The sequence below is a fragment of the Maribacter sp. MJ134 genome, assembly GCF_003970695.1.
In the GTDB taxonomy this organism is placed as follows: domain Bacteria; phylum Bacteroidota; class Bacteroidia; order Flavobacteriales; family Flavobacteriaceae; genus Maribacter.
In genome coordinates this window covers 293,486-315,251 of record NZ_CP034570.1, presented here as the reverse complement: position 1 = coordinate 315,251, position 21,766 = coordinate 293,486, and the positions used below count along the sequence as shown (strand labels likewise).

At 39.4% G+C, this 21,766-nt stretch carries 18 protein-coding genes; 16 read left to right on the top strand and 2 right to left on the bottom strand.

The features are described from left to right. The first annotated feature begins 113 nt into the window (after nucleotides 1-113). The 7 genes from EJ994_RS01295 (at nucleotide 114) to EJ994_RS01265 (ending at nucleotide 6,596) form a co-directional block, all read left to right on the top strand. Nucleotides 114-677 carry an RNA polymerase sigma factor gene (locus EJ994_RS01295; RefSeq protein ID WP_099574569.1) on the top strand — a complete coding sequence of 188 codons (564 nt, stop codon included), beginning with the start codon at nucleotides 114-116 and terminating at the stop codon, nucleotides 675-677. Beyond that, a complete protein-coding gene (locus tag EJ994_RS01290; RefSeq protein WP_126590866.1) occupies nucleotides 674-1,432 on the top strand; it encodes an anti-sigma factor in 759 nt (252 codons plus the stop codon). Before EJ994_RS01295 ends, EJ994_RS01290 begins: the two co-directional genes overlap by 4 nt. A 75-nt stretch (nucleotides 1,433-1,507) precedes the next feature. Next, entirely contained in the window at nucleotides 1,508-1,708 is a 201-nt protein-coding gene (locus EJ994_RS01285) for a membrane or secreted protein (RefSeq protein ID WP_099574571.1), read from the top strand. Nucleotides 1,709-1,764: 56 nt separating this feature from the next. Continuing rightward, complete coding sequence (locus EJ994_RS01280; RefSeq protein ID WP_126590865.1) at nucleotides 1,765-2,322, top strand: RNA polymerase sigma factor; 558 nt, start codon at nucleotides 1,765-1,767, stop codon at nucleotides 2,320-2,322. A 104-nt stretch (nucleotides 2,323-2,426) separates the two neighbouring features. Continuing rightward, nucleotides 2,427-3,302, top strand: a complete 876-nt coding sequence (gene lipA / locus EJ994_RS01275; protein ID WP_126590864.1) for a lipoyl synthase — start codon at nucleotides 2,427-2,429, stop codon at nucleotides 3,300-3,302. Between the two features lie 67 nt (nucleotides 3,303-3,369). Further along, nucleotides 3,370-4,380 carry a type I glyceraldehyde-3-phosphate dehydrogenase gene (gene gap / locus EJ994_RS01270; protein ID WP_126590863.1) on the top strand — a complete coding sequence of 337 codons (1,011 nt, stop codon included), beginning with the start codon at nucleotides 3,370-3,372 and terminating at the stop codon, nucleotides 4,378-4,380. A gap of 59 nt (nucleotides 4,381-4,439) precedes the next feature. Then, nucleotides 4,440-6,596 (top strand): ATP-binding protein, encoded by a 2,157-nt coding sequence (locus EJ994_RS01265; protein WP_126590862.1) that lies wholly within the window; start codon nucleotides 4,440-4,442, stop codon nucleotides 6,594-6,596. Here EJ994_RS01265 and lpxK read toward each other — a convergent pair. Beyond that, nucleotides 6,586-7,584 carry a tetraacyldisaccharide 4'-kinase gene (lpxK, locus tag EJ994_RS01260; protein WP_126590861.1) on the bottom strand — a complete coding sequence of 333 codons (999 nt, stop codon included), beginning with the start codon at nucleotides 7,582-7,584 and terminating at the stop codon, nucleotides 6,586-6,588. The genes EJ994_RS01265 and lpxK overlap by 11 nt on opposite strands. Before the next feature lie 51 nt (nucleotides 7,585-7,635). Here lpxK and EJ994_RS01255 point away from each other — a divergent pair, with 51 nt between their 5' ends. The 3 genes from EJ994_RS01255 (at nucleotide 7,636) to EJ994_RS01245 (ending at nucleotide 9,989) form a co-directional block, all read left to right on the top strand. Further along, the gene (locus EJ994_RS01255) at nucleotides 7,636-8,730 is read left to right on the top strand and encodes a Nif3-like dinuclear metal center hexameric protein (protein ID WP_126590860.1); all 1,095 of its coding nucleotides are present in this window, start codon (nucleotides 7,636-7,638) and stop codon (nucleotides 8,728-8,730) included. A gap of 2 nt (nucleotides 8,731-8,732) precedes the next feature. Further along, the gene (locus EJ994_RS01250) at nucleotides 8,733-9,512 is read left to right on the top strand and encodes a zinc ribbon domain-containing protein (RefSeq protein WP_099575187.1); all 780 of its coding nucleotides are present in this window, start codon (nucleotides 8,733-8,735) and stop codon (nucleotides 9,510-9,512) included. A gap of 117 nt (nucleotides 9,513-9,629) precedes the next feature. Then, on the top strand, nucleotides 9,630-9,989 hold the full coding sequence (locus EJ994_RS01245) for a DUF4174 domain-containing protein (RefSeq protein ID WP_164721413.1): 360 nt from the start codon (nucleotides 9,630-9,632) through the stop codon (nucleotides 9,987-9,989). On the opposite strand, the gene EJ994_RS01240 is transcribed toward EJ994_RS01245, so the two are convergent. After that, on the bottom strand, nucleotides 9,986-11,329 hold the full coding sequence (locus EJ994_RS01240; RefSeq protein WP_126590858.1) for an FAD-dependent oxidoreductase: 1,344 nt from the start codon (nucleotides 11,327-11,329) through the stop codon (nucleotides 9,986-9,988). The genes EJ994_RS01245 and EJ994_RS01240 overlap by 4 nt on opposite strands. A 160-nt stretch (nucleotides 11,330-11,489) precedes the next feature. Here EJ994_RS01240 and EJ994_RS01235 point away from each other — a divergent pair, with 160 nt between their 5' ends. The 6 genes from EJ994_RS01235 to EJ994_RS01210 all read left to right on the top strand — a co-directional run bounded on the left by EJ994_RS01235 (nucleotide 11,490) and on the right by EJ994_RS01210 (nucleotide 21,761). After that, nucleotides 11,490-12,134 (top strand): flavin reductase family protein, encoded by a 645-nt coding sequence (locus EJ994_RS01235; RefSeq protein ID WP_126590857.1) that lies wholly within the window; start codon nucleotides 11,490-11,492, stop codon nucleotides 12,132-12,134. After that, on the top strand, nucleotides 12,124-12,276 hold the full coding sequence (locus EJ994_RS01230) for a DUF2256 domain-containing protein (RefSeq protein ID WP_126590856.1): 153 nt from the start codon (nucleotides 12,124-12,126) through the stop codon (nucleotides 12,274-12,276). The genes EJ994_RS01235 and EJ994_RS01230 overlap by 11 nt, the downstream gene beginning before the upstream one ends. Before the next feature lie 6 nt (nucleotides 12,277-12,282). Next, nucleotides 12,283-13,578, top strand: coding sequence for a DASH family cryptochrome (locus EJ994_RS01225; RefSeq protein WP_126590855.1), 1,296 nt, complete (start codon nucleotides 12,283-12,285; stop codon nucleotides 13,576-13,578). 22 nt (nucleotides 13,579-13,600) lie between these two features. Further along, nucleotides 13,601-15,133: a cryptochrome/photolyase family protein gene (locus tag EJ994_RS01220; RefSeq protein ID WP_241240825.1), complete on the top strand. Its 1,533-nt coding sequence runs from the start codon at nucleotides 13,601-13,603 to the stop codon at nucleotides 15,131-15,133. 462 nt (nucleotides 15,134-15,595) lie between these two features. Next, nucleotides 15,596-15,829, top strand: a complete 234-nt coding sequence (locus tag EJ994_RS01215) for a hypothetical protein (RefSeq protein ID WP_126590853.1) — start codon at nucleotides 15,596-15,598, stop codon at nucleotides 15,827-15,829. Next, a complete protein-coding gene (locus tag EJ994_RS01210; RefSeq protein WP_126590852.1) occupies nucleotides 15,789-21,761 on the top strand; it encodes a Calx-beta domain-containing protein in 5,973 nt (1,990 codons plus the stop codon). The genes EJ994_RS01215 and EJ994_RS01210 overlap by 41 nt, the downstream gene beginning before the upstream one ends. Nucleotides 21,762-21,766 lie beyond the last annotated feature (5 nt).

Below are 21,766 nucleotides of genomic sequence, written 5' to 3'. Positions count from 1 at the left end.
TTTAGTAAACGCTTCTTTAACAATCAATTTTATAAATTAGCGTTTATCCATATACGAAGAGACAAAGCCGTTTGGATGTTTGTCCTAAAAAACTTTAGGCACATCTTTACATTATGAGTACACTACTTGAAAAACATATCGTTGAATTATTGCAAGAGCGCAATGACAAAGCCATTGCGTTACTATATGATAATTATGGTGATACGTTACTAGGTGTAGCCAATAAAGTAGTTCGGGATCAAGAACTGGCCCAAGATGTGCTCCAAGAGAGTTTCGTGAAAATATGGAAGAAGGCAGACTCCTATGACCCTTCTAAAGCCAAACTATTTACATGGTTGTTCAGAATTACTAGAAACACCGCTATAGATAAACTTAGGAGTGTAAACACAAAATCCGATAAGGAAATCCAAATTGATGTTTCTGACGTATATACCTTAGGTGTAGAAAGTACACGACCAGAATTAATGGACATTCAGGAGAATTTAGAAAAGATTGAAGAAAAGTACCAAATAGTGTTAGAAGCATTATTTTTTCAAGGTATGACGCAACAAGAAGCTAGTGACGAATTGGACATTCCATTAGGAACCATAAAGTCCAGATTAAAGATAGGACTAAGAGAATTAGGCAAGATTTATGGTCCGGCTATGCTAGCACTCTTATTAAATTTAGTACAATGAAAGAAAAAATAAAAGCATTCCTAGAGTCCGACTTACTGGAAAAATACCTTTTAGGGAATACCACGGAGATGGAAACCTTGCGTGTAGAGCAATATATAGCCATGTATCCCGAAGTTAGGAATACATATAACGAGCTTCAGGATAATTTGGAGACCTTTGCGAAATTGCATGCTATAAAGTCTCCAGAGGGACTTAAGGAAAAGATTGTAGCAAGGATTAGGACCGAGAGAAACGGAAGAAAAAAATTCTTCAGATATGCTATTGCGGCAAGTGTGGCGGCAGTAATGTTTGCAAGTGCCTCTTATTTCTTCTACAACCAGAATCAGAATCTGCAAGAAGAAAATACTGTTGTTAGCAATAAAATAAAACTTTTAGAAGCGGACATGAAACAGCAGTTAGAGGATGTTAGGAACCAATTTATTGTGCTTAACAATCCCCAGACAAAAAAATATAATGTAAATGGTAACAGAAAAGCCAAGGAACTAAAAGCTGTTGCCTACATTAACCCTGTAAAGAAGCTTTCTTATATCAACGTAAGCAAACTTCCTAATCTACCAGAGAACCAGTGTTTTCAGATGTGGGCGGAAGTCAACGGGGAAATGTTGAACCTAGGCATAATTCAAGAAGCTGCGAACGGTCAAAATCTAATGGCGCTTCCATATGCTGAAAATGCGGTTAGCTACATCACCATTGAACCCGAAGGTGGAAATCTAAATCCTACCGTAGACAATATAGTTGCGAACATCTCTTACTAGAACCCACATATTAAAGTAATCATAAAGCCCCTGTTCGGGGCTTTATTTTTTTATCTTTGTTAAAAATTTCAGTTTATGAAACTTATTCTTCTCACCATTGGTCTTTTGGCACTTGCATTTTCTGGTATAGCCATAAAATTATGGGCAAAGAAAGACGGGAAATTCGCAGGCACTTGCGCAAGCCAAAGCCCTTTCCTAAATAAGGATGGTGAAGCCTGCGGCATGTGCGGAAAACTTCCCAGTGAGCAGGACTGTAAAAAAGATATTGTAGCCTAAAACCTGGCTATGGCTTAAGCCTACTAAACTCATAATGGCATATTAACATTTTCTGATTGGACAATAAGGAAGTTCTGGACGACATTATCGCGAAAGCAAAAAAAGGCAACCAAATAGCCTTTAGTAAACTTTTAGATGCTTTTTGGAACGATGTCTACGGTTTTCAATTAAAGCGCACAGAGAACGAAAATGACGCCGAAGACATCACCATACAGACATTCTCCAAAGCTTTTGACAAGATTAATACATACGACGACGCTTACGTATTCAAGACTTGGCTCATAGCCATTTCCAAAAACATTCATATAGATCTTGTACGTAAAAGAAAAAGGAGCGTCCTAAATACTAGCGGCAGCGGCGAAGCCATTCGAAAAGTACTGGATAACGCGCCATCCATGGAAGACCGACTTATTCAAGAACAGAATTTAGCGAATCTGCTACGGGACATAAAAAAGCTTAAACCGCATTACCAAGAAGTGATAAACCTAAGGTTCTTCAATGAACTGAGTTATGCCGATATAGCGGACAAACTCAATGAACCCATGAACAATGTTAAAGTAAAATTGTTAAGAGCCAAAAAATTGCTTGCTGAAATTATTAGAAGCAGAAAATAATCTTGATACCGACCAACAAAAAACTTCATTTTTGTTCGAATCAGTCACCCCCCTTCAACCCGCATAGGTACAATTTAGTTCGTATATTTGTACAAAAATTAGGTATGTCCGTAGCAGTAAAAGAAAATGTAGCTCCCCCCAAAGGAAAACCAAAATGGCTAAGGGTAAAACTTCCTACAGGTAAAAAATATACCCAACTAAGAGGGTTGGTGGAAAAGTATGATTTGCACACCATCTGTACTTCTGGAAGTTGCCCCAATATGGGCGAGTGTTGGGGAGAGGGCACAGCTACGTTTATGATACTGGGTAACATATGTACCCGTTCTTGTGGCTTTTGTGGTGTTAAGACCGGAAGACCGGAAGATGTGGATTGGGCAGAACCTGAAAAGGTAGGACGCTCCATTAAAATAATGGGCATAAAACATGCCGTAATCACCTCTGTTGACCGGGACGACCTTAAGGATATGGGATCCATTATTTGGGCTGAAACCGTAAAGGCCATTAGAAGAATGAATCCGGACACGACGCTAGAGACACTCATCCCAGATTTTCAAGGTATAGAAAGACATATAGACCGTATTGTGGCCGTAGCACCAGAAGTGGTTTCCCACAACATGGAGACCGTAAAGAGGCTTACGAGAGAAGTGCGTATACAGGCCAAATACGAACGTAGTCTTGAAGTCTTGCGCTATTTAAAAGCTAGTGGTATCAATAGGACAAAATCTGGTATTATGTTGGGCCTTGGTGAATTAGAGGAAGAAGTAATTGCTACCATGCAAGATTTACGAAAGGCTAATGTGGACATCGTCACCATTGGGCAATATTTACAACCCTCAAAAAAACACTTGCCCGTAAAAGAATTTATTACTCCTGAACAATTTAAGAAATACGAGACAATAGGCTTAGAAATGGGTTTTAGACATGTAGAAAGCGGTGCCTTAGTGCGTTCTTCCTACAAGGCACATAAACATATTCATTAAGATTCGAATACCCGTCAAGTTTAATATTTAAAGCCTTTAGCTGCTTTTAAAGCCTTAATTTTATGCCATGGGAACAGTTAACATAGGTATTAATGGCTTTGGTCGTATAGGCCGTACATTGTTTAGACTCATTCAGCATCACCCTAATCTCAACGTGGTGGCCATTAATGATTTGGCGGATTCCAAAACACTATCACATTTATTGAAATACGATAGCATCCATGGTATCATGAATTCGTCCATCTCTTTTGATGAAGAACACATCATTCTAGAAAAAAAAGCGATAAAACTTACCAATCATAACCACCCCAAAGAGATAAATTGGAGCCATCAAAAGGTTGATATAGTTGTAGAATGTTCGGGTAAATTCAAAACAAGGGAAAGTTTGGACTTTCATTTAAAAAATGGTGCTAAGAAAGTTATATTATCAGTTCCACCTGTGGACGAGGCCATTAAAATGATTGTTTATGGCATTAATGAGAATACCATAACAAAGGAAGATGCAATACTATCAAACGCCTCGTGTACCACGAACAATGCGGCGCCAATGATAAAAGTCATCAATGATCTATGTGGTATAGAACAGGCTTATATTACAACAATTCACTCTTACACGAGCGATCAAAGTTTGCACGATCAACCGCATCGGGATTTAAGGAGGGCCAGAGCGGCATCTCAATCCATAGTTCCTACTACCACGGGAGCAGCTAAGGCCTTAACCCGCATTTTTCCAGATTTAGCAGATGTAATCGGTGGCTGTGGTATCCGGGTTCCTGTCCCTAATGGTTCTTTGACAGATATTACTTTCAATGTAAAAAGGAATATTACTATTAAGGAAATAAATGATACTTTTGAAAAGTCGGCAGAAAACGAATTGAAAAATATATTATATTATACGGAAGACCCTATAGTATCTATTGATATAAACAATAGTTCCCATTCTTGTACGTTTGATTCTCAGATGACGTCCGTAATAGGAAAAATGGTTAAGATTATAGGCTGGTACGATAATGAAACTGGCTACAGCAGTAGAATTATTGACCTGATACATTTTATGAACAACAAAGAATACATTTGAAATTCTCTTCATTACATAAAAGCCTTAGAAATTTTATTTTACTACTGTTACTCACGGTAATGGCAGTCCCGTTTTACGCACAAGATTCCATTCCGTACAAGGATATTTCCCCCTACTTCAACGAAGCTCGAAAATTAAGGAACCAGAATAAGATAGATCAAGCTTTAGAAACTTTGGATAAGGCTTCGGAGGAGGCAGAGAAAAACGAAGATATCAAGTCGCTTATAGACAGTTACCATGAGCTAGCGCTCTTATACCTAAAATTAGAAAAGGAAGCCGACACCCAGTTTTATTGGGATAGAGCTAGTGTACTCCTAAAAGATATTGCCTACCCATATGGAGATGCCATACACAAGTACATAGAGGCTATTTTGCTTTACCGTAGCAATCAGAATTTTCAGGCCCTTTTTATGCTCAATGAGGCCAAACAATTAAATAATGACCGTAATTTTTTCAATAACATTCTCTTGACGGAAGCTCGAGTTTACATGAATTTGGAAAAGTATGAGAGTGCTTCAAAAAATTTAAACTCACTTGTCGTAAATACAGACATCTACGAGAAAGACTACCTATCCACGCAAGCTTATCTTGGACTTGCAGAACTTGGTCTAAGTACCGAAGATTTCGAAGAAAGTGCAAAAAATGGTGAAAATGCATTGGAATTGGCCAATAAGAATGGCTTTTTTATGGAAATCAGAGAAGCTAATGAACTCTTGACAAAAGTATATGAGAAATTAGGACTGTACAATAAGTCCTTAGCGAACAATAGAAATCTGCTTGAAATAAAAGATTCCATATTCAATATTGAAAAGTTGAAACTGGAAGCAAAGACGGCCGATAAAATACGGGATGATTTTAAAACAGAGGAAATCATAAGACAGGAAGATAAAATCCAAGAACTGACCGAGTCTCAAAACAGGTCTGAAATAACAGCAATATTAACCTCAGCCTTCCTTATAATCATAACACTTTTGGCGGTTTCCCTATATCGCAACAACCAGATAAAATTAAAAACAAACGATCTCTTACAAACCAAAAATAAAGAACTTCAGGTTGCTAGGGATGGGGCGGTCCAGGCCATGGAAGCTAAAACCAACTTTTTGTCCACGGTTAGTCATGAGCTTAGAACCCCATTGTATGCGGTAACGGGTCTTACACATTTACTCTTAGAGGAAAATCCATCCGACCATCAAAAAGAACATCTGAAGGCATTAAAATTTTCTGGAGATTATCTTTTGAACTTCATCAACGATATTCTTCACATTAATAAAATTGATGCCAATAAGCTAGAGCCATTGAACATGGAGTTCAATTTGAAAAAGATTATCAATGAAGTAATTGATTCCCTCCAGCAAAGCGCCAAAGCCAACAACACACAAATAATACTGGATTACGACGCGGACATTCCGAGCCACTTGATGAGTGACCCTCTAAAGCTGTCCCAAGTTTTTATGAATCTTATAGGGAACGCTATAAAATTCACCAAAGACGGAGAGGTAACCGTAATTGCCAAACTGCTAAAAAAAGAATACGAGGAGGTAAAAATCTATTTTGAGGTTAAAGATGACGGTATCGGTATTTCCAAAGAAAAACAGCAAAGTATTTTTGAAGGGTTTGAACAGGGCTCTATTCAGATAAACAGGGAATATGGAGGTACTGGTCTTGGCCTTACTATCGTAAAAAGCTTGTTAAAACTGTTCGGTAGTAAAATTCAGCTCAAAAGTAGCCTTGGCGAGGGCAGTTCTTTTTTCTTTGAAGTGGACATGAAGAGCTTGGAAGACCTTGTTGATACCGTTGATTTCGAAATTACACAGAGAGATTACGATTTTAAAGGTCTACATTTAATGATTGTTGAGGACAACAAAATTAACCAGGTTATCACCAAGAAAATGCTTACCAAAAAAGATATCACCAGTGATATTGCCAGCAATGGCGAAGAGGCCGTTGTGCTTGCAAAGGAAAATGTTTATGATGCCATTTTAATGGACATCCACATGCCTGGAATCAGTGGCGAAGAGGCAACGATACAAATACGTGAGTTTGACCAACAAACCCCGATTATAGCGCTTACGGCTATTTCATTGGATGATAGTTTGGAGAGTTTTTACGCCGCAGGATGTAACGATGTAGTCACCAAACCTTTTAAACCAGAAATTTTCTATCAAAAAATAGGGGAGAACATTTTTGATAAGAAAATTCAGAACTCTACTTCGTAATTGCACTCAAATACTTTTCTATTACAGTCGCATCTTCTGGAAAAAAAGCATGTTTTATCGGTAGATAGTAAAGGTTCTCAATCTTGCCAGCCAAACGCATATAATCCTTTTCTGTAGTAATGATTATACTTTTTGCCCTTAACGACTTCAGCTCATTTTCCGTAAAAAAATGATGGTCTGCAAATGACAAGTGCTCTACTCTCAACCCTTTGGTTACTACGTATTGATATAATGGTTGTGGATTGGCAATGCCCGTGACAAGGGTAACTTTTTTATCCTTGAGCGACTCTAAATAAATTTCGCCTTTTCCGCTATACAGTTTACTATCATACTCCAAATAAGAGAATAAAACCTTCTGATGTGCTTTTGGGTTAATTTGTGACCGTAACGTATTTTTCTCCTTTTTAGAAATAGAAGCAGGACACTTGGTTATGACGATTAAATCCGCTCTTTGGGAAGCATATTTACTATCCCTCAAATCGCCAGTGGGTAGGTACCAATCATTTACATATAAATTGTTATATGCAGTAAGTAAAATGTTATGTGAAGGCTTTACGCGTCTATGTTGAAAAGCATCGTCCAGTATAATAATATCTGGATTAACTGTTTTATCAAGGCGAGCTATGCCGTTTCTTCTATCGGCATCCACCGCAACACTTACGTTTTGAAATTTATTAAATATCTGAAAGGGTTCATCACCAATATCCTCGACCTCTGTATTGGTGTTTGCTATTATAAAACCTGATGTTTTACGTTTATACCCTCTGCTCAATACGGCCAACTTATTTTCCTTTTGGAGTCTTCTAATCAAAAACTCTACCATGGGCGTCTTACCGGTACCACCAACACTGAGGTTACCAACGCAAATTATGGGTGTTTCATAGCTTGTTGATTTAAATAGGCCTCTATCATAGAATAGGTTCCTAACACGTACAACCAGGGCATAAATCAAGGAAATGGGAAAAAGAAGTTTTCTCAACAGTTGCATCAGAACGAAAATATAATATTTTATCTTTGATGACCTTATATTTTATTGAAAATGACAGTAAATGGCGTTATAGAAATATTAGAAGACCTGGCCCCACTAGATTATGCAGAGGACTTCGATAATGTGGGCCTTCTCGTTGGTGACAAAGATATGAAGGTCAACGGCATACTGGTAACCCTTGACACCTTGGAGCACGTTGTCGATGAAGCGATCGCGAACCACTGTAACCTTATCATAAGCTTTCACCCAATAATTTTTGAAGGGCTAAAAAAACTGACTGGTAGAAATTACGTGGAGCGTACGGTTTTAAAAGCCATTAGGAACGATATAGCCATTTACGCTCCTCATACGGCCTTAGACAATTCTTTTAATGGTGTAAATGCAAAAATTTGCGAAGTTTTAGGATTAGAAAATAGACAAATATTAATTCCTCAATTAGGAACGATCAAAAAATTGGTCACCTACGTACCTATCGCCGCCGCAGACCAACTACGAGAAGAATTATTTAAAGCAGGAGCTGGCACTATTGGCAACTACGACAACTGTAGTTTTACAACTATAGGCAAAGGAAGTTTTAGGCCTGGAGAAAACACCAATCCGCTAAAAGGAGAAAAAGGAAAAACACATATCGAAGAAGAGGTAATGATATCTCTTACTTATCCAAAAATGAACGAGCATAAGATTTTAACTTCCCTAAAAGAGAACCATCCTTATGAGGAAGTAGCTTATGAAGTGACAACACTGGAAAACACCAACCAACATATTGGTATGGGGATGATAGGTGAACTAGACGAGCCACAAACCGAAGAAGCTTTCATGACCTTTCTTAAGGACAAAATGAACGCATCGGTCGTAAGACATTCCGAGTTCCTTGGGAAGCCTATCAAAAAAGTTGCTATTCTAGGAGGTAGCGGAGCGTTCGCAATACGTGCGGCAAAGCGAGCCAAGGCAGATGTATTTGTCACGGCCGACATAAAATACCATCAATTTTACGAAGCGGAAAAACAAATGGTAATTGCGGATATTGGACACTTTGAAACTGAGCAGTTTACAAAAACGCTATTAGTTGATTATCTTACAAAAAAAATTCCTAATTTTGCAATCCGTTTATCGGAAAGTATAACAAATCCTATCAAGTATTTTTAAGTATGGCAAAAAAAGAAGATTCATCTGTAGAAGCAAAATTAAGAGCTTTATATGACCTGCAATTAATTGACTCTAGAGTAGATGAAATACGCAACGTTCGCGGTGAGTTACCTTTGGAAGTTGAAGATTTGGAAGATGACGTCCTAGGCCTAAAAACTAGAATGGATAAACTTAAAACCGATTTAGAAACTATCAATTTTGAAATAGGTGCTAAGAAAAATCTAATCGAGGAAGCAAAAGCTTTAATCAAGAAATACACGGAGCAGCAGAAAAATGTCCGTAACAGTAGAGAATTCAACTCTATTAGTAAAGAACTAGAATTTCAGGAGTTGGAAATACAACTAGCTGAAAAAAACATCAAGGAATTCAAAGCTCAGATAGACCAAAAGAAAGAGGTTATTTCTGAAACAAAGGAGCGTTTAAGCGAACGCGAGGCACATCTTAAACATAAAAAAGGAGAGCTAGATGCTATTCTTGCAGAAACCGAGAAAGAAGAAAAAGCACTATTGGAAGAATCAATAAAATTCCAAGATAAAATAGAAGAACGCTTGGTGAAGGCCTACGCCCGCATACGTAATAACGTTAAAAACGGCCTGGCGGTTGTTCCCATCGAAAGAGGAGCTTCTGGGGGTTCATTTTTTACAATACCGCCTCAAGTACAAGTAGAAATTGCTTCTCGTAAGAAAATAATCACGGACGAACACAGTGGTAGAATTTTGGTTGACCCTGCTTTGGCGGAAGAAGAATCAGAAAAAATGCAAAAGATGTTCGCTAAATTATAAGAGCATAGAAAATTTAATAGTTAAGCCATCTTTAAAAAGATGGCTTTTTTATTTATATTAATGTACATGCATTCCAAAAAGACTTTTTGTTTCACAATCATTTATGCTATTTGCTTTATGCTATACTCACAAGATATGGCCGATTTTAAATGGACAAACAGGATACTCATCTTTGCCGATAGTGACCAAAAGCTTATCAAAGCAAAATCCGCAATACAAGTTTTTAAATCGTTAGAAAAAGAGGTTAAGGAGCGGGCACTACTGCTCTTTGTGTACTCAAAAGGTGCGTTCTTCAATTGCGACGGAGTACGTCTTCGATTAAAGAGTAGCCGCCCTATTGAATCTTCTTTTGACGGTATTATTTTACTGGGTAAAGATGGAGGCGTAAAATTCAAGGAACCTTACCCCGTTAAAGCGGAAACTATTTTTGAGCTCATTGATGGTATGCCAATGCGAAGGGCAGAAATGAAAGATTAAGATAATAAATCCAAAATCTTATTTTCAACCTCCATCGAATCCCAAATGTCGGCGATATTTGGGATTTGCATAATCTGCTTCATAATCAATTCTTGGTTGTCCCCAATGGACAAGGCTTCAGCGTAAGGCCTATTAGAAAAAGTAACACGGGAGTACACAGGAATCCATTTATCTGGGTATTTAGCGGCAAAATGCTTTTCAATCTTCTTTTGTAATAAAAAATTGCTATCAGCCGTTTTGCTGCTCATCTCTATAAAATTTCGATAGCTTAATTCTGCAATGGCATCGGCATTAGGTTTCCGCTCCTCTTGGTAGGTTCTAAAAATAGCCTCCCAATCGTCCCCAAATTTACCAATGATTTTGTTTAAACTATAAATATCCTCAAAACCAGCGTTCATTCCTTGTCCATAGAAGGGAACCACAGCATGGGCAGAATCACCGACTAAGGCCACCTTGTCCCAATACGTCCAAGGATAGCACTTCATGGTAACCATGGCGCTTGTGGGATTGTTAAAAAAGTCCTCCGTTAAGTTTTCTATATCCTTGCTGACATTAGGGAAATACGTCTTAAAAAAATGCTTGGCCTCCGCTCTGGTGGTAAGCTTTTCAAAGGAGATGTCCCCTTCAAAAGGAAGAAACAGGGTACAGGTAAAACTACCGTCTAAATTAGGCATGGCAATAAGCATAAATTTGCCCCTTGGCCATATATGAAAAGAGTGTTTATCTAATTTATGAGTTCCGTCGGTGTTTGGCGGAATGGTCAATTCCTTGTACCCTACATCTATAAAATCTTGAGAATAATCAAACCGGCTCCTTCGTTGCATTTTATGCCTTACCCGGGAAAAAGCTCCGTCACACCCAAAAACCATATCATATTGGTATGATTTCCATTCACTCTTTTCCGAAGCTCCCGTATAAATTTTCGCTTCCGGCAAATCTATATCCCAAACCTTTTCTTCAAACCTGAAATGAACGCCGGCCGTTTCAGCTAAATCAATCATCCTTTTATTGAGAACGCCTCTGGAGATAGACCAAATGGCCTCCCCCTCTTTTCCGTATTTTTGATAGTACTCTTCCTTGCCAACTACGTGCATGGCCCTTTTATCGAGCGGAATACCTATTTTTCTTATATCCTCTGCTATACCCACTTCCTCCAATGCTGTCCACCCCCTATTACTCATGGCTAAATTGATGGACCGTCCGGAGAATTCTATCCCTCTTATATCTGGCCTACGATCAAAAACAGTGATACTATGGCCGTATTTTCTCAGATAAATAGCAAGTAAAGAACCCACTAGGCCGGATCCTATAATGGCTATGTTCTTTGGGGTCTGTTTCATAGAAAATGGAGTGATGTCCTAGATTGGTTCAATCGCTAAAATAAGAAATATAAACGGACAAAATGAACTATAAAACGCTATGGACAGTTCGTATTTGTGTAAAATTTAACTTTAAAATGTTTAGCTTTTTTATAAATTTGATAAACAAAAATAGAATCGTTTGAAACATTTTAATACCGTCCATTTTTCTAATCTTCAAAGTAGATTCAAGGCGAACCTTATAAATAGTTGCAGCGGATATAGGTCTTCAAATTTATTGGCTACCTGTAATGAGAAAGGGGAAAGCAACTTGGCTATTTTCAACTCTATAGTACATATTGGAAGCAACCCGCCCATGTTGGGTTTTGTGTTAAGGCCACTGACCGTGCGAAGGGACACCTATGAAAATTTTAAGGCAACTGGATATTTCACTGTAAATCAAGTTTCCAAGAACAACTTTAAGCAAGCGCACCAAACCGCGGCAAAATATGACAAAGGAGTTTCAGAATTTGCGAAAACCGGACTCTCCGAAGAATATTTAGACGATTTTAAAGCACCTTACGTAAAGGAAAGTACCATAAAGATAGGCTGTAGTTATGAAAATGAATACGAAATAAAAGAGAACGGGTGCATTTTGATAATTGGTAAAATAGAACACCTGTACCTACCAGAAGAACTTATTCATAAAGATGGTTGGGTACAATTAGACAAAGCGGATACTGTAACGAACATAGGGCTAGATGGCTATGCCTTACCGAAAATTCTGGATAGACTATCCTATGCCAAACCGGACCAAGAAACAAGCTCCGTACTAGATGGGCTATAAAAAAAGTGACTTGCCTAGCAAAACCTGTGCTACGTGTGGCCTACCCTTTAATTGGAGAAAGAAGTGGGAAAAGAACTGGGCTCATGTAAAATATTGCAGCAAGAGGTGTCGCAGTAATAAAACGGATAAAGCCGATAAATAATATAGAATGAACAATCTCATCTGGTTTAGGAATGACCTTAGGGTTACTGATAATGAATCATTGCTCAAGGCTATGAACGGCAATAATGTTATAGCAGTATATTGTTTTGACCCAAGGCATTACGAGGCGGATAATTTTGGATTTAAAAAAACAGAAAAATACCGTGCCAAGTTCCTAATGGAGACCATTGCCAACCTACGCGCCAATCTTAAACAACTAAACGTAACCCTCTTCGTGTTTCATGATAAACCGGAAGTTGTGCTTCCCAAACTGGTCAAGGAAAACGAGATTAATAATATCTTTCTTCAAAAAGAGTGGACTTCTGAAGAAAATGCTGTTTTTGATTCGGTCATAGCAAATGTTCCCGCTTTGGTCAATTTTGAAACGGCTTATCAGCAGTTTCTTTTTCACCCTGATGACATACCATTTGATAGCTTTGAAAATATACCTGAGGTATTTACCAACTTCAGGAAAAAATGTGAAAAATATGCACAAATTAAATCAACATATCCAATCCCTGAGTCAAAGAACCCCACCAACTTCATAGCGAATACCACAAAAATACCCACGCTTGCTCAATTAGGATTATCGGACTTTACAACGGATTCCCGCACGGCATTTCCTTTTAAAGGAGGAGAGGATGAAGCCAATAACCGCATAGCATCATACTTCTGGGAAACAGGGAAACTAGCCCACTACAAAAAGACCAGGAACGGACTAATCGGAAAGGACTACAGTTCCAAACTTTCGGCTTGGTTGGCAAACGGCAGTATATCGGCGAGGACTATTTACTGGCAAGTGAAAAAATTTGAAAAGGAGGTCATAAAAAACCAAGATACCTATTGGCTTATTTTTGAACTCATTTGGCGCGATTATTTTAAGTACGTCTCCCTAAAACATCAAAATAAGATTTTTCATCTTGGAGGCATTCTTAATGCGGATTATCACTGGGATAACGCTAGGCTCGCAAAAGAAAATTGGATTAAGGGAAATACCAAAGAACCCTTTGTGAACGCAAATATGAAGGAACTTGCCCTAACCGGATGGATGAGTAATCGCGGTCGGCAGAACGTAGCCAGTTTTTGGTCCAAAGAGCTTGAACAAGATTGGCGTATTGGTGCGGCGTATTTTGAAAGCATGCTCATTGATTACGATGTACATAGTAATTGGGGCAATTGGATGTACAACAGCGGAGTGGGAAATGACCCTAGGAACAGAAAATTCAATATTCCAAGACAAGCTAGCATGTACGATGCTAATGGTAAATTTCAAAAACTATGGTTACAAGAAACCTTGTTCTAAACATTTAAAAAAATTAATATTCGTGAAAGTACTTCGCTTAATTCTTGGTGACCAACTGAACCAAAACCATTCTTGGTTCAATGAAGTCGATGAAAACGTTACGTATCTCATGGCAGAAATGAGACAGGAAACTGACTATGTAAAACATCATATACAGAAAATTACCGCATTTTTCCTGGCCATGCGTAGCTTTTCCGATGAGCTGTCTAAAAAGGGACATCATTTTATATACTACAAAATTAGTGACAATAACAATCTGCATGATTTAGAAAAAATTATACAGAAAAATATTGAATCTACGAGCGCAGCCAAATTCGAATACCAATTACCTGATGAATACCGTCTAGACAGCCAGTTAAAAGGTATTTGCGAACGCTTAAAAACGAAAACCGCTTCGGTAGACACCGAACACTTTTACACCACACGTTATGAACTTAAAAACTTTTTTGAAGGGAAAAAGCAATTGATCATGGAGAATTTTTATCGTATGATGCGAAAAAAACATGATATCATGATTGTTGGCGGACAACCTGAAGGGGGTAAATGGAATTTTGACCATAGCAACCGTAAAAAGTGGAAAGGCACACCGGGCATACCAAAAGCATTAACTTTTGGGCAAGATGCACATAAAGTAGTTGACGAAATTAATAGTGCGGCCATAGTATCGTTTGGAGAAATTGATACGACCAAATTTAATTGGCCCACTAGCAGAGAAGATTGTTTGGCCACACTTCATTATTTCTGTGAAAATCTCTTGGTCCACTTTGGCGATTATCAAGATGCGCTGCATACGGAAGAGAAATTTTTATTCCATTCCCGACTTTCCTTTGCCATGAACGCCAAAATAATAGCTCCAAAAGAGGTGATTAACGCCGTACTGGACCATTACTATGAGCATAGCTCGCAAATAGATATCTCGCAGGTAGAAGGTTTTATACGGCAAATCTTGGGCTGGCGAGAATATATGCGAGGTATATATTGGAAAGAAATGCCGGAATATGCACAGATGAATAGTCTAGAGAACAAGAATCCCCTACCCGATTTCTTTTGGACAGGAAAAACAAAGATGAACTGCCTGAAGCATGCCATAGGCCAAAGTTTAGACGAAGCCTACGCCCATCATATTCAACGTTTAATGATTATAGGCAATTATGCCCTCTTAACTCAAATAGACCCGGATGAGGTAGACAAATGGTACTTAGGGGTATATATAGACGCCATCCAATGGGTGGAAATCACCAATACTAGAGGAATGAGCCAGTTTGCCGATGGCGGTATCGTAGCCACAAAACCTTACGTAAGTAGCGCTAATTACATCAATAAGATGGGTAATTATTGCACTAAATGTGATTATAGTCACACTAAAAAAACAGGAGAAAACGCTTGTCCTTTTAACTCGTTGTACTGGAACTTTTTAGATGAGAAAAAAGAGCATTTTAACAATAACAACCGTATGGCAATGATGATGAATTTACTACATAAGAAAGATAAAGACGAGCTCCAAGAACTTAAAAATAGAGCGCAAGATATTATCAAGAATCCCGATATTTATTAATCCAGATTTCACTTTTATTTAACGTGGGTCATACGTCTAAAAATTAGTTTTGCAACGTACATAAAGAAACTATTCCGCGAGAGCGTCTATATATAAAAAAGTCCTTTTCAATTCAGATTGAAAAGGACTTTTTGTTGTTATAAAATCGTACTAACACCTTCTCATTAGAACATACAAAGAGCTGATTTTCAACTGAATTTTATTAAAAATAAATTCCGTTCAAAGTATATTCTAGACCACTCACCGACACTTTATAGTTCTTGGTCTTTTTCCTTTATCTATCAAAATTTACACTTCACCGAAAGATTTGTTCGCTATCGACAAAATGCACCCTTAAACCAATTAGCTACGGGGCCTGAAGACTTTGTCCTTTATTTGATGTTAGAAATTTAACCTAAAGAATCAAAACCCAAATTAGAGATTTTCAGTTTCCCAATCTAAAATCCCGCCAAATTTTAAGCTATGCAACATTCCACGCAACAAGCAATTGAAAAGAAAAAAATCAACCTTATAGGTCTGGTACTTTTTGTACTAATATCACTAGGTATCCAAACAGAAATTAACGCTCAAGGAATTTCCTCTGGTGTTACATTTAATTGGTCAGATACTCAGACTACATTTGATGACCCCGCTACACTGGATTTCATTGAAATAGATGGGGCCATCTACAATACCTTTAGTCCCCTCTACGTATGAAATGACGCGCTTAGGACCCGGAGGTCACAGCGGAAACCGTATTTGGGAGAACGGCACACAAATAGTGGGAGCCAGTAATGCCTCAAATTGGGAAAGCGAAGCTATCAAAGCTTACCAATCAATAAATCTAAATCATTATTTCGAATCTAATAATAATGGGGATTCTTTTTGTGGGAATTTTGATAAAGCTCTTATTACGGATTCACAAATACAAACAATTAACTATAGTCCGGGTATTCCTTCCAATCCAGATGGCATTCTTGCAGTAACAGAAAGAGGTGGTAATAACTGTCAATATTTAGAGTTATACGGAATCCGAAATGGAGAAAGTACAGAAAGTCTATTGGGAAGAACTTTTGTTAGGTCAAGCGGAGACCTAAGAGGTATTAAGCCCCAAGCTCCACCTATTGGTAATTCCGACTATTGGAGTAGTGGCCGAAATAACGAAAATGATCAAATTATCGGAATAGCCCTCTTTAAGTTGTCCGATATTGCTCCTGTAGGCTCAACGATTACTTCCATTAGATATTTATCCGCTTCCAATGATAATGGAGATGGAAAATTCTTTTTGATGCAGACCTATGCCGTTGATGATATATTTGATTCGGAGTTTGACGAAACGTTCAACGGTGATGTGGGAGCAAATGATAACGTTCCTGTTGGTTCTTCATATAGTTATTTTACTAGTCTTTCACCTTTAAACGGAACTGTAGTCGTCAACGCTGACGGTACTTTTACCTACACTCCAAATCCTGGTTTTGTGGGTACAGATGTTTTTGAAGTTGAAGTATGCCTACCAGCTCCTAACGAAGCCGTATGTAACACTTCAACAGTAACGCTTACGGTAAAACCAGATAATTCACCAACGGCAATTGATGATAACTACACCATCGACGAAGGCACTACCAACAATGCTTTTAACGTACTGAGCAATGATGATTTTGGGCTAGACGGTCCACAAGAAAATACCGCCTTAACAATACTATCTAGCCCAACATATGGTGCGGCTTCCGTTAATAACAATGGAACGCCAACCAATCCCTTAGATGATTTCATTGAATACACGCCGGATGCCTATTACAGCGGGTCAGATAGTTTAACATATGAGATCACCGATGCTAACGGAACCGTTGCAACAGCAAATGTAGACATAACTGTTGAACTGGATACTTCTTATAATCTTGCCATAACCGTTCAAAGTCTTACAATACCGGAAGATATTGGCTTGGCTGTACTAACCATTGGTATTGAGGGTACGTATAGACCAGGAGCAACTATCAATTATAATACAAGTAACGTCTCAGCGATTGCGGGAGAAGATTATTCTTCGGTATCCGAAACGTATACACTTGCGACGGAGAATATCACTTCTTTTGATATTTTAATTCCCATTACGGACGATAATCTAATTGAACCAAGCGAGTCTTTCTTAGTGAATTTCGCATATGACACACCAGCTATTTCTGCTACAGCTAGCGTTTCCGTTTCCATAACCGATAATGACAATGGTGCCGACAAAGGAGTTTCGATTAACGATTTTACCGTAAACGAGGATGTTGGAACCGCAAGCTTTACGGTTTCCTTAAATGGAAATGTCCAAAATAGCTTTACTGTTGATTATGACCTTATAGATGGTTCTGCAACAGAAGCTGAAGATTACACGGGCAGCTCGGGAACTATTACTTTTACTGGAAACGATGGCGAATCATATGTTATAAATGTTCCTATAATTGATGATAGTATAATTGAAGAGACAGAAAACTTGGAAGGTAAATTATCCAATCTCTCCACAACTCTTATCAATATCGTCGATGCCAACGGTGTCGGTGCCATTACCGACAACGACGGTGGTGCGGGGACCGGTGTTTCCGTAAGCGACTTTACAGTGGATGAAAATGCGGGGACCGCTACTTTTGACGTAACACTGAACGCGGACGTGCAGGGTGGCTTCAACGTGGACTTTGACATTGCCGATGGTTCCGCCATCAGTCCCGACGACTATACCGTGGCCAGTGCCTCGGGTACTCTCAACTTCGCAGGGAACAACGGTGAGGTACGGACCGTCACGGTTACTATCGTAGATGATACGCTTATCGAAGGGTCCGAGGACCTTTCCATAACGCTTTCGAATATTTCCACGACTCTTATCAATATCGTCGATGCCAACGGTGTAGGTACCATTAACGACAACGACGGTGGTGCGGGGACCGGTGTTTCCGTAAGCGACTTTACGGTCGACGAAAGCGCAGGGACCGCTACCTTCAACGTTTCGCTCAACGCGGACGTGCAGGGTGGATTCAACGTGGACTTTGATATTGCCGATGGTTCCGCCATCAGTCCCGACGACTATACCGTGGCCAGTGCCTCGGGTACACTCAACTTCGCAGGGAACAACGGCGAGGTACGGACCGTAACCGTGAACATTATAGACGATACGCTTATCGAAGGTGCCGAGGACCTCTCCATAACACTTTCGAATATTTCCACGACTCTTATCAATATCGTCGATGCCAACGGCGTCGGTACCATTACCGATAACGACGGTGGTGCGGGCACGGGTATCTTCTTTGACAATACCGATGTTACGGTAAACGAAGGAGATGGTACAGCAACATTCAACGTGAGGTTCGTTGGTAATTTTCCAACGCCATTTACTGTTAGCTACAGTAGTAATGATGGTACTGCGACTAACACACAAGATTATACCGGTGTTTCCGATATCCTAACTTTTAGCGGCGTCGACGGCCAAGTTTTACCGATTACAGTACCAATTATTGATGATACGGTAATTGAGACCACTGAAGATTTCAACATCAATTTAATCAATATAAGCACAAGCCTAATTGCAATTAATACAGCACAGGCCAGAGGTAGAATTATTGATAATGATGCAGTGGCAGGAACAGGCGTTTCTTTCACCAATAACAATGTTATAGTCACCGAAGGCACTGACTCCTTTGCACGATTCACAGTAACCTTGACAGGTAATATCGAAGAGAATGTAACTGTGGACTATGTTACTAACAATGGAACTGCCCTAAACGGAGCAGATATAACAGCGCAATCAGGTACTATAACTTTTACTTCAAGTACAAATTCATTCGATATCGATATACCTATAATTAATGACGTAATTATTGAACCACAAGAAGCATTTACAGTGGTACTCTCAAATATACAGTCTACTATCGGAATTGGATTCGTGGATGGAAATACTTCCAACACAGCAAATGGTATTATTAATGACGATGATGCAGTGGCAGAAAACGGTTTAAGTTTTGTGAATACCGATGTTGAAGTAACAGAGGGTGTCGGTGTAACGGCTACCTTCGAGGTTGCCCTTACGGGGAACTTTCAGGATGCCTTTGACGTATCTTTCGAGACCGCTTTCGGTACCGCCACGGATACGGACTTTGAAGCACAGACCGGGAACATTTCTTTCACGGGTGCTGACGGAGAGGTTCAAACGATCGTCGTTACCATATTGGACGACAACATTATAGAGCCTACCGAAAGTTATACGGTAAACCTTACGGGAACTACCAATCCGTTGGTAACCATAAATACACCACAGGCAAACGGAACTATACTTGATGATGACCTTATGGTTACGGATGGTCTCAGTTTTGTGAATACCGATGTTGAAGTAACAGAGGGTGTCGGTGTAACGGCTACCTTCGAGGTTGCCCTTACGGGGAACTTTCAGGATGCCTTTGACGTATCTTTCGAGACCGCTTTCGGTACAGCCACGGATACGGACTTTGAAGCACAGACCGGGAACATTTCTTTCACGGGTGCTGACGGAGAGGTTCAAACGATCGTCGTTACCATATTGGACGACAACATTATAGAGCCTACCGAAAGTTATACGGTAAACCTTACGGGAACTACCAATCCGTTGGTAACCATAAACACACCACAGGCAAACGGAACTATACTTGATGATGACCTTATGGTTACGGATGGTCTCAGTTTTGTGAATACCGATGTTGAAGTAACAGAGGGTGTAGGTGTAACGGCTACCTTCGAGGTTATCCTTACGGGGAACTTTCAGGATGCCTTTGACGTATCTTTCGAGACCGCTTTCGGTACCGCCACGGATACGGACTTTGAAGCACAGACCGGGAACATCTCTTTCACGGGTGCTGACGGAGAGGTTCAAACGATCGTCGTTACCATATTGGACAACAACATTATAGAGCCTACCGAAAGTTATACGGTAAACCTTACGGGAACTAACAATCCGTTGGTAACCATAAATACACCACAGGCAAACGGAACTATACTTGATGATGACAACGACCCTTCTCTAGGGATACAGTTTGATGTGACTTCCGTGAATATTGATGAAGCGGCCGGAACGGTTTCCTTAAATGTTGTACTTAATGCTAATGTTCAAGATGAATTCACTATTGAATACCATACGGAGGATATATTGGCGATGGATGTTTTTGACTATACAGGTATTCCTTCAGGCTCACAGACCTTGACATTTGGTGGTACTAATCCGAATACTCAGACTATTGTAATCCCTATTATCGATGATATTATCATAGAAAGTACGGAAGACTTTAATGTAATCTTGAGCAATATCACCACTACCCTTGTTTCGGTTTTGGCCAATGATACTGCTATTGTGAACATCATCGACAACGATGGTAATGAGGGGTGGCCAGAAGACGTTACAATTGAAGCTTGTGATACGATTCCTCCTCCAGCGGATATAACTTCAACAAGTGATTGCGCCATTAGCGTTGTACTTAACGAGGTAATTGAAGGTCAGGATGATGAATGTGCAACCGAGTATACCATTACAAGAACGTGGACCATAACAGATTGTGTTGGTAACATACGTGAGCACATCCAAGTAATTACAATTGAAGATACGGTTGCTCCAACATTTGTAGAAGCCTTGCCGCAAGATATCACGGTCGCTTGTAACGAAGTTCCAGAAGCGGACGTTCTGACCGCTCTTGACAGCTGTGAACCGGATATCGAAGTTACTTTCCTAGAAATAGTTAGTAATGATGCAAACTGCGCCTTGGGATATACCGTTACGCGCACATGGACGGCAAGCGACTGTGCAGGGAATACGGTAGATCATACGCAGATTATTACGATACCACCGACGGGACCTATAGTGGCCGGACCTTACGAAGAAGAGATTACTATTCTTTGTGGTGATGTTGTTCCAGATGCTCCTGTACTAAACTTTACTGGTGGATGTGGTGATTATGAAGTAGTATTCAATGAAGAGATCGAAAAATCTAGTGATTCTGACGACTTCATGATTATACGTACGTGGGATGTAACCGACTCTTGTGACAACACAGCTTCTTTTGAGCAGCTTATATTCGTGCTACAACCTCAATTACAAGAAGTTACTATCGACATCTGTGTAGAAGAAGAAGCTATAAACCTCTTGGACTACCTTCCAGAAGGGTTTGATGCAAATGGTGAATTTATGGTCCTAGAAGGAGATGCTACTATAAATGGTAATATGTTCGACCCTCTTGACCATCAACCTAGTGAGTATAAAATCGCTTATACTTCTCTTGGCGGCGAATGTAAGTATTATGTTGATTTTACAATCATAGTGAATACAGATTGTGTGCCTTGCGGTAGAGATGAAATTGAAATCTCCAAAGCTATTACTCCTAACGGTGATGGCGTAAATGATACATTTGAAATAAGAGGCGTTGAATTCTGTCAGTTTACTTTTGATGTGGTCTTGTTCAATAGATGGGGCAATAAAGTAGCCGAAGTTATGGACTACCAAAATACATGGGGCGGGGAAGCTCCTGATGGATCTTTTGGCAGCTCTGGAATGCTACCCGCAGGTACGTATTACTACATTATTAATACTACAGATACAGAAACAGGGAATACTTTGGAACCACTCAACGGATTCATTTATTTAGGTTCAAATTAATATAA

Coding starts and splice junctions, on each gene's coding strand:
- lpxK (WP_126590861.1), bottom strand. CDS start 7,584: ATGCAACTGTTGAGAAAACTTCTTTTTCCCATTTCCTTGATTTATGCC.
- EJ994_RS01295 (WP_099574569.1), top strand. CDS start 114: ATGAGTACACTACTTGAAAAACATATCGTTGAATTATTGCAAGAGCGC.
- EJ994_RS01225 (WP_126590855.1), top strand. CDS start 12,283: ATGAACAATCTCATCTGGTTTAGGAATGACCTTAGGGTTACTGATAAT.
- EJ994_RS01290 (WP_126590866.1), top strand. CDS start 674: ATGAAAGAAAAAATAAAAGCATTCCTAGAGTCCGACTTACTGGAAAAA.
- EJ994_RS01230 (WP_126590856.1), top strand. CDS start 12,124: ATGGGCTATAAAAAAAGTGACTTGCCTAGCAAAACCTGTGCTACGTGT.
- EJ994_RS01245 (WP_164721413.1), top strand. CDS start 9,630: ATGCTATACTCACAAGATATGGCCGATTTTAAATGGACAAACAGGATA.
- EJ994_RS01240 (WP_126590858.1), bottom strand. CDS start 11,329: ATGAAACAGACCCCAAAGAACATAGCCATTATAGGATCCGGCCTAGTG.
- EJ994_RS01265 (WP_126590862.1), top strand. CDS start 4,440: ATGGCAGTCCCGTTTTACGCACAAGATTCCATTCCGTACAAGGATATT.
- EJ994_RS01250 (WP_099575187.1), top strand. CDS start 8,733: ATGGCAAAAAAAGAAGATTCATCTGTAGAAGCAAAATTAAGAGCTTTA.
- gap (WP_126590863.1), top strand. CDS start 3,370: ATGGGAACAGTTAACATAGGTATTAATGGCTTTGGTCGTATAGGCCGT.
- EJ994_RS01255 (WP_126590860.1), top strand. CDS start 7,636: ATGACAGTAAATGGCGTTATAGAAATATTAGAAGACCTGGCCCCACTA.
- EJ994_RS01210 (WP_126590852.1), top strand. CDS start 15,789: ATGGGGCCATCTACAATACCTTTAGTCCCCTCTACGTATGAAATGACG.
- EJ994_RS01215 (WP_126590853.1), top strand. CDS start 15,596: ATGCAACATTCCACGCAACAAGCAATTGAAAAGAAAAAAATCAACCTT.
- lipA (WP_126590864.1), top strand. CDS start 2,427: ATGTCCGTAGCAGTAAAAGAAAATGTAGCTCCCCCCAAAGGAAAACCA.
- EJ994_RS01285 (WP_099574571.1), top strand. CDS start 1,508: ATGAAACTTATTCTTCTCACCATTGGTCTTTTGGCACTTGCATTTTCT.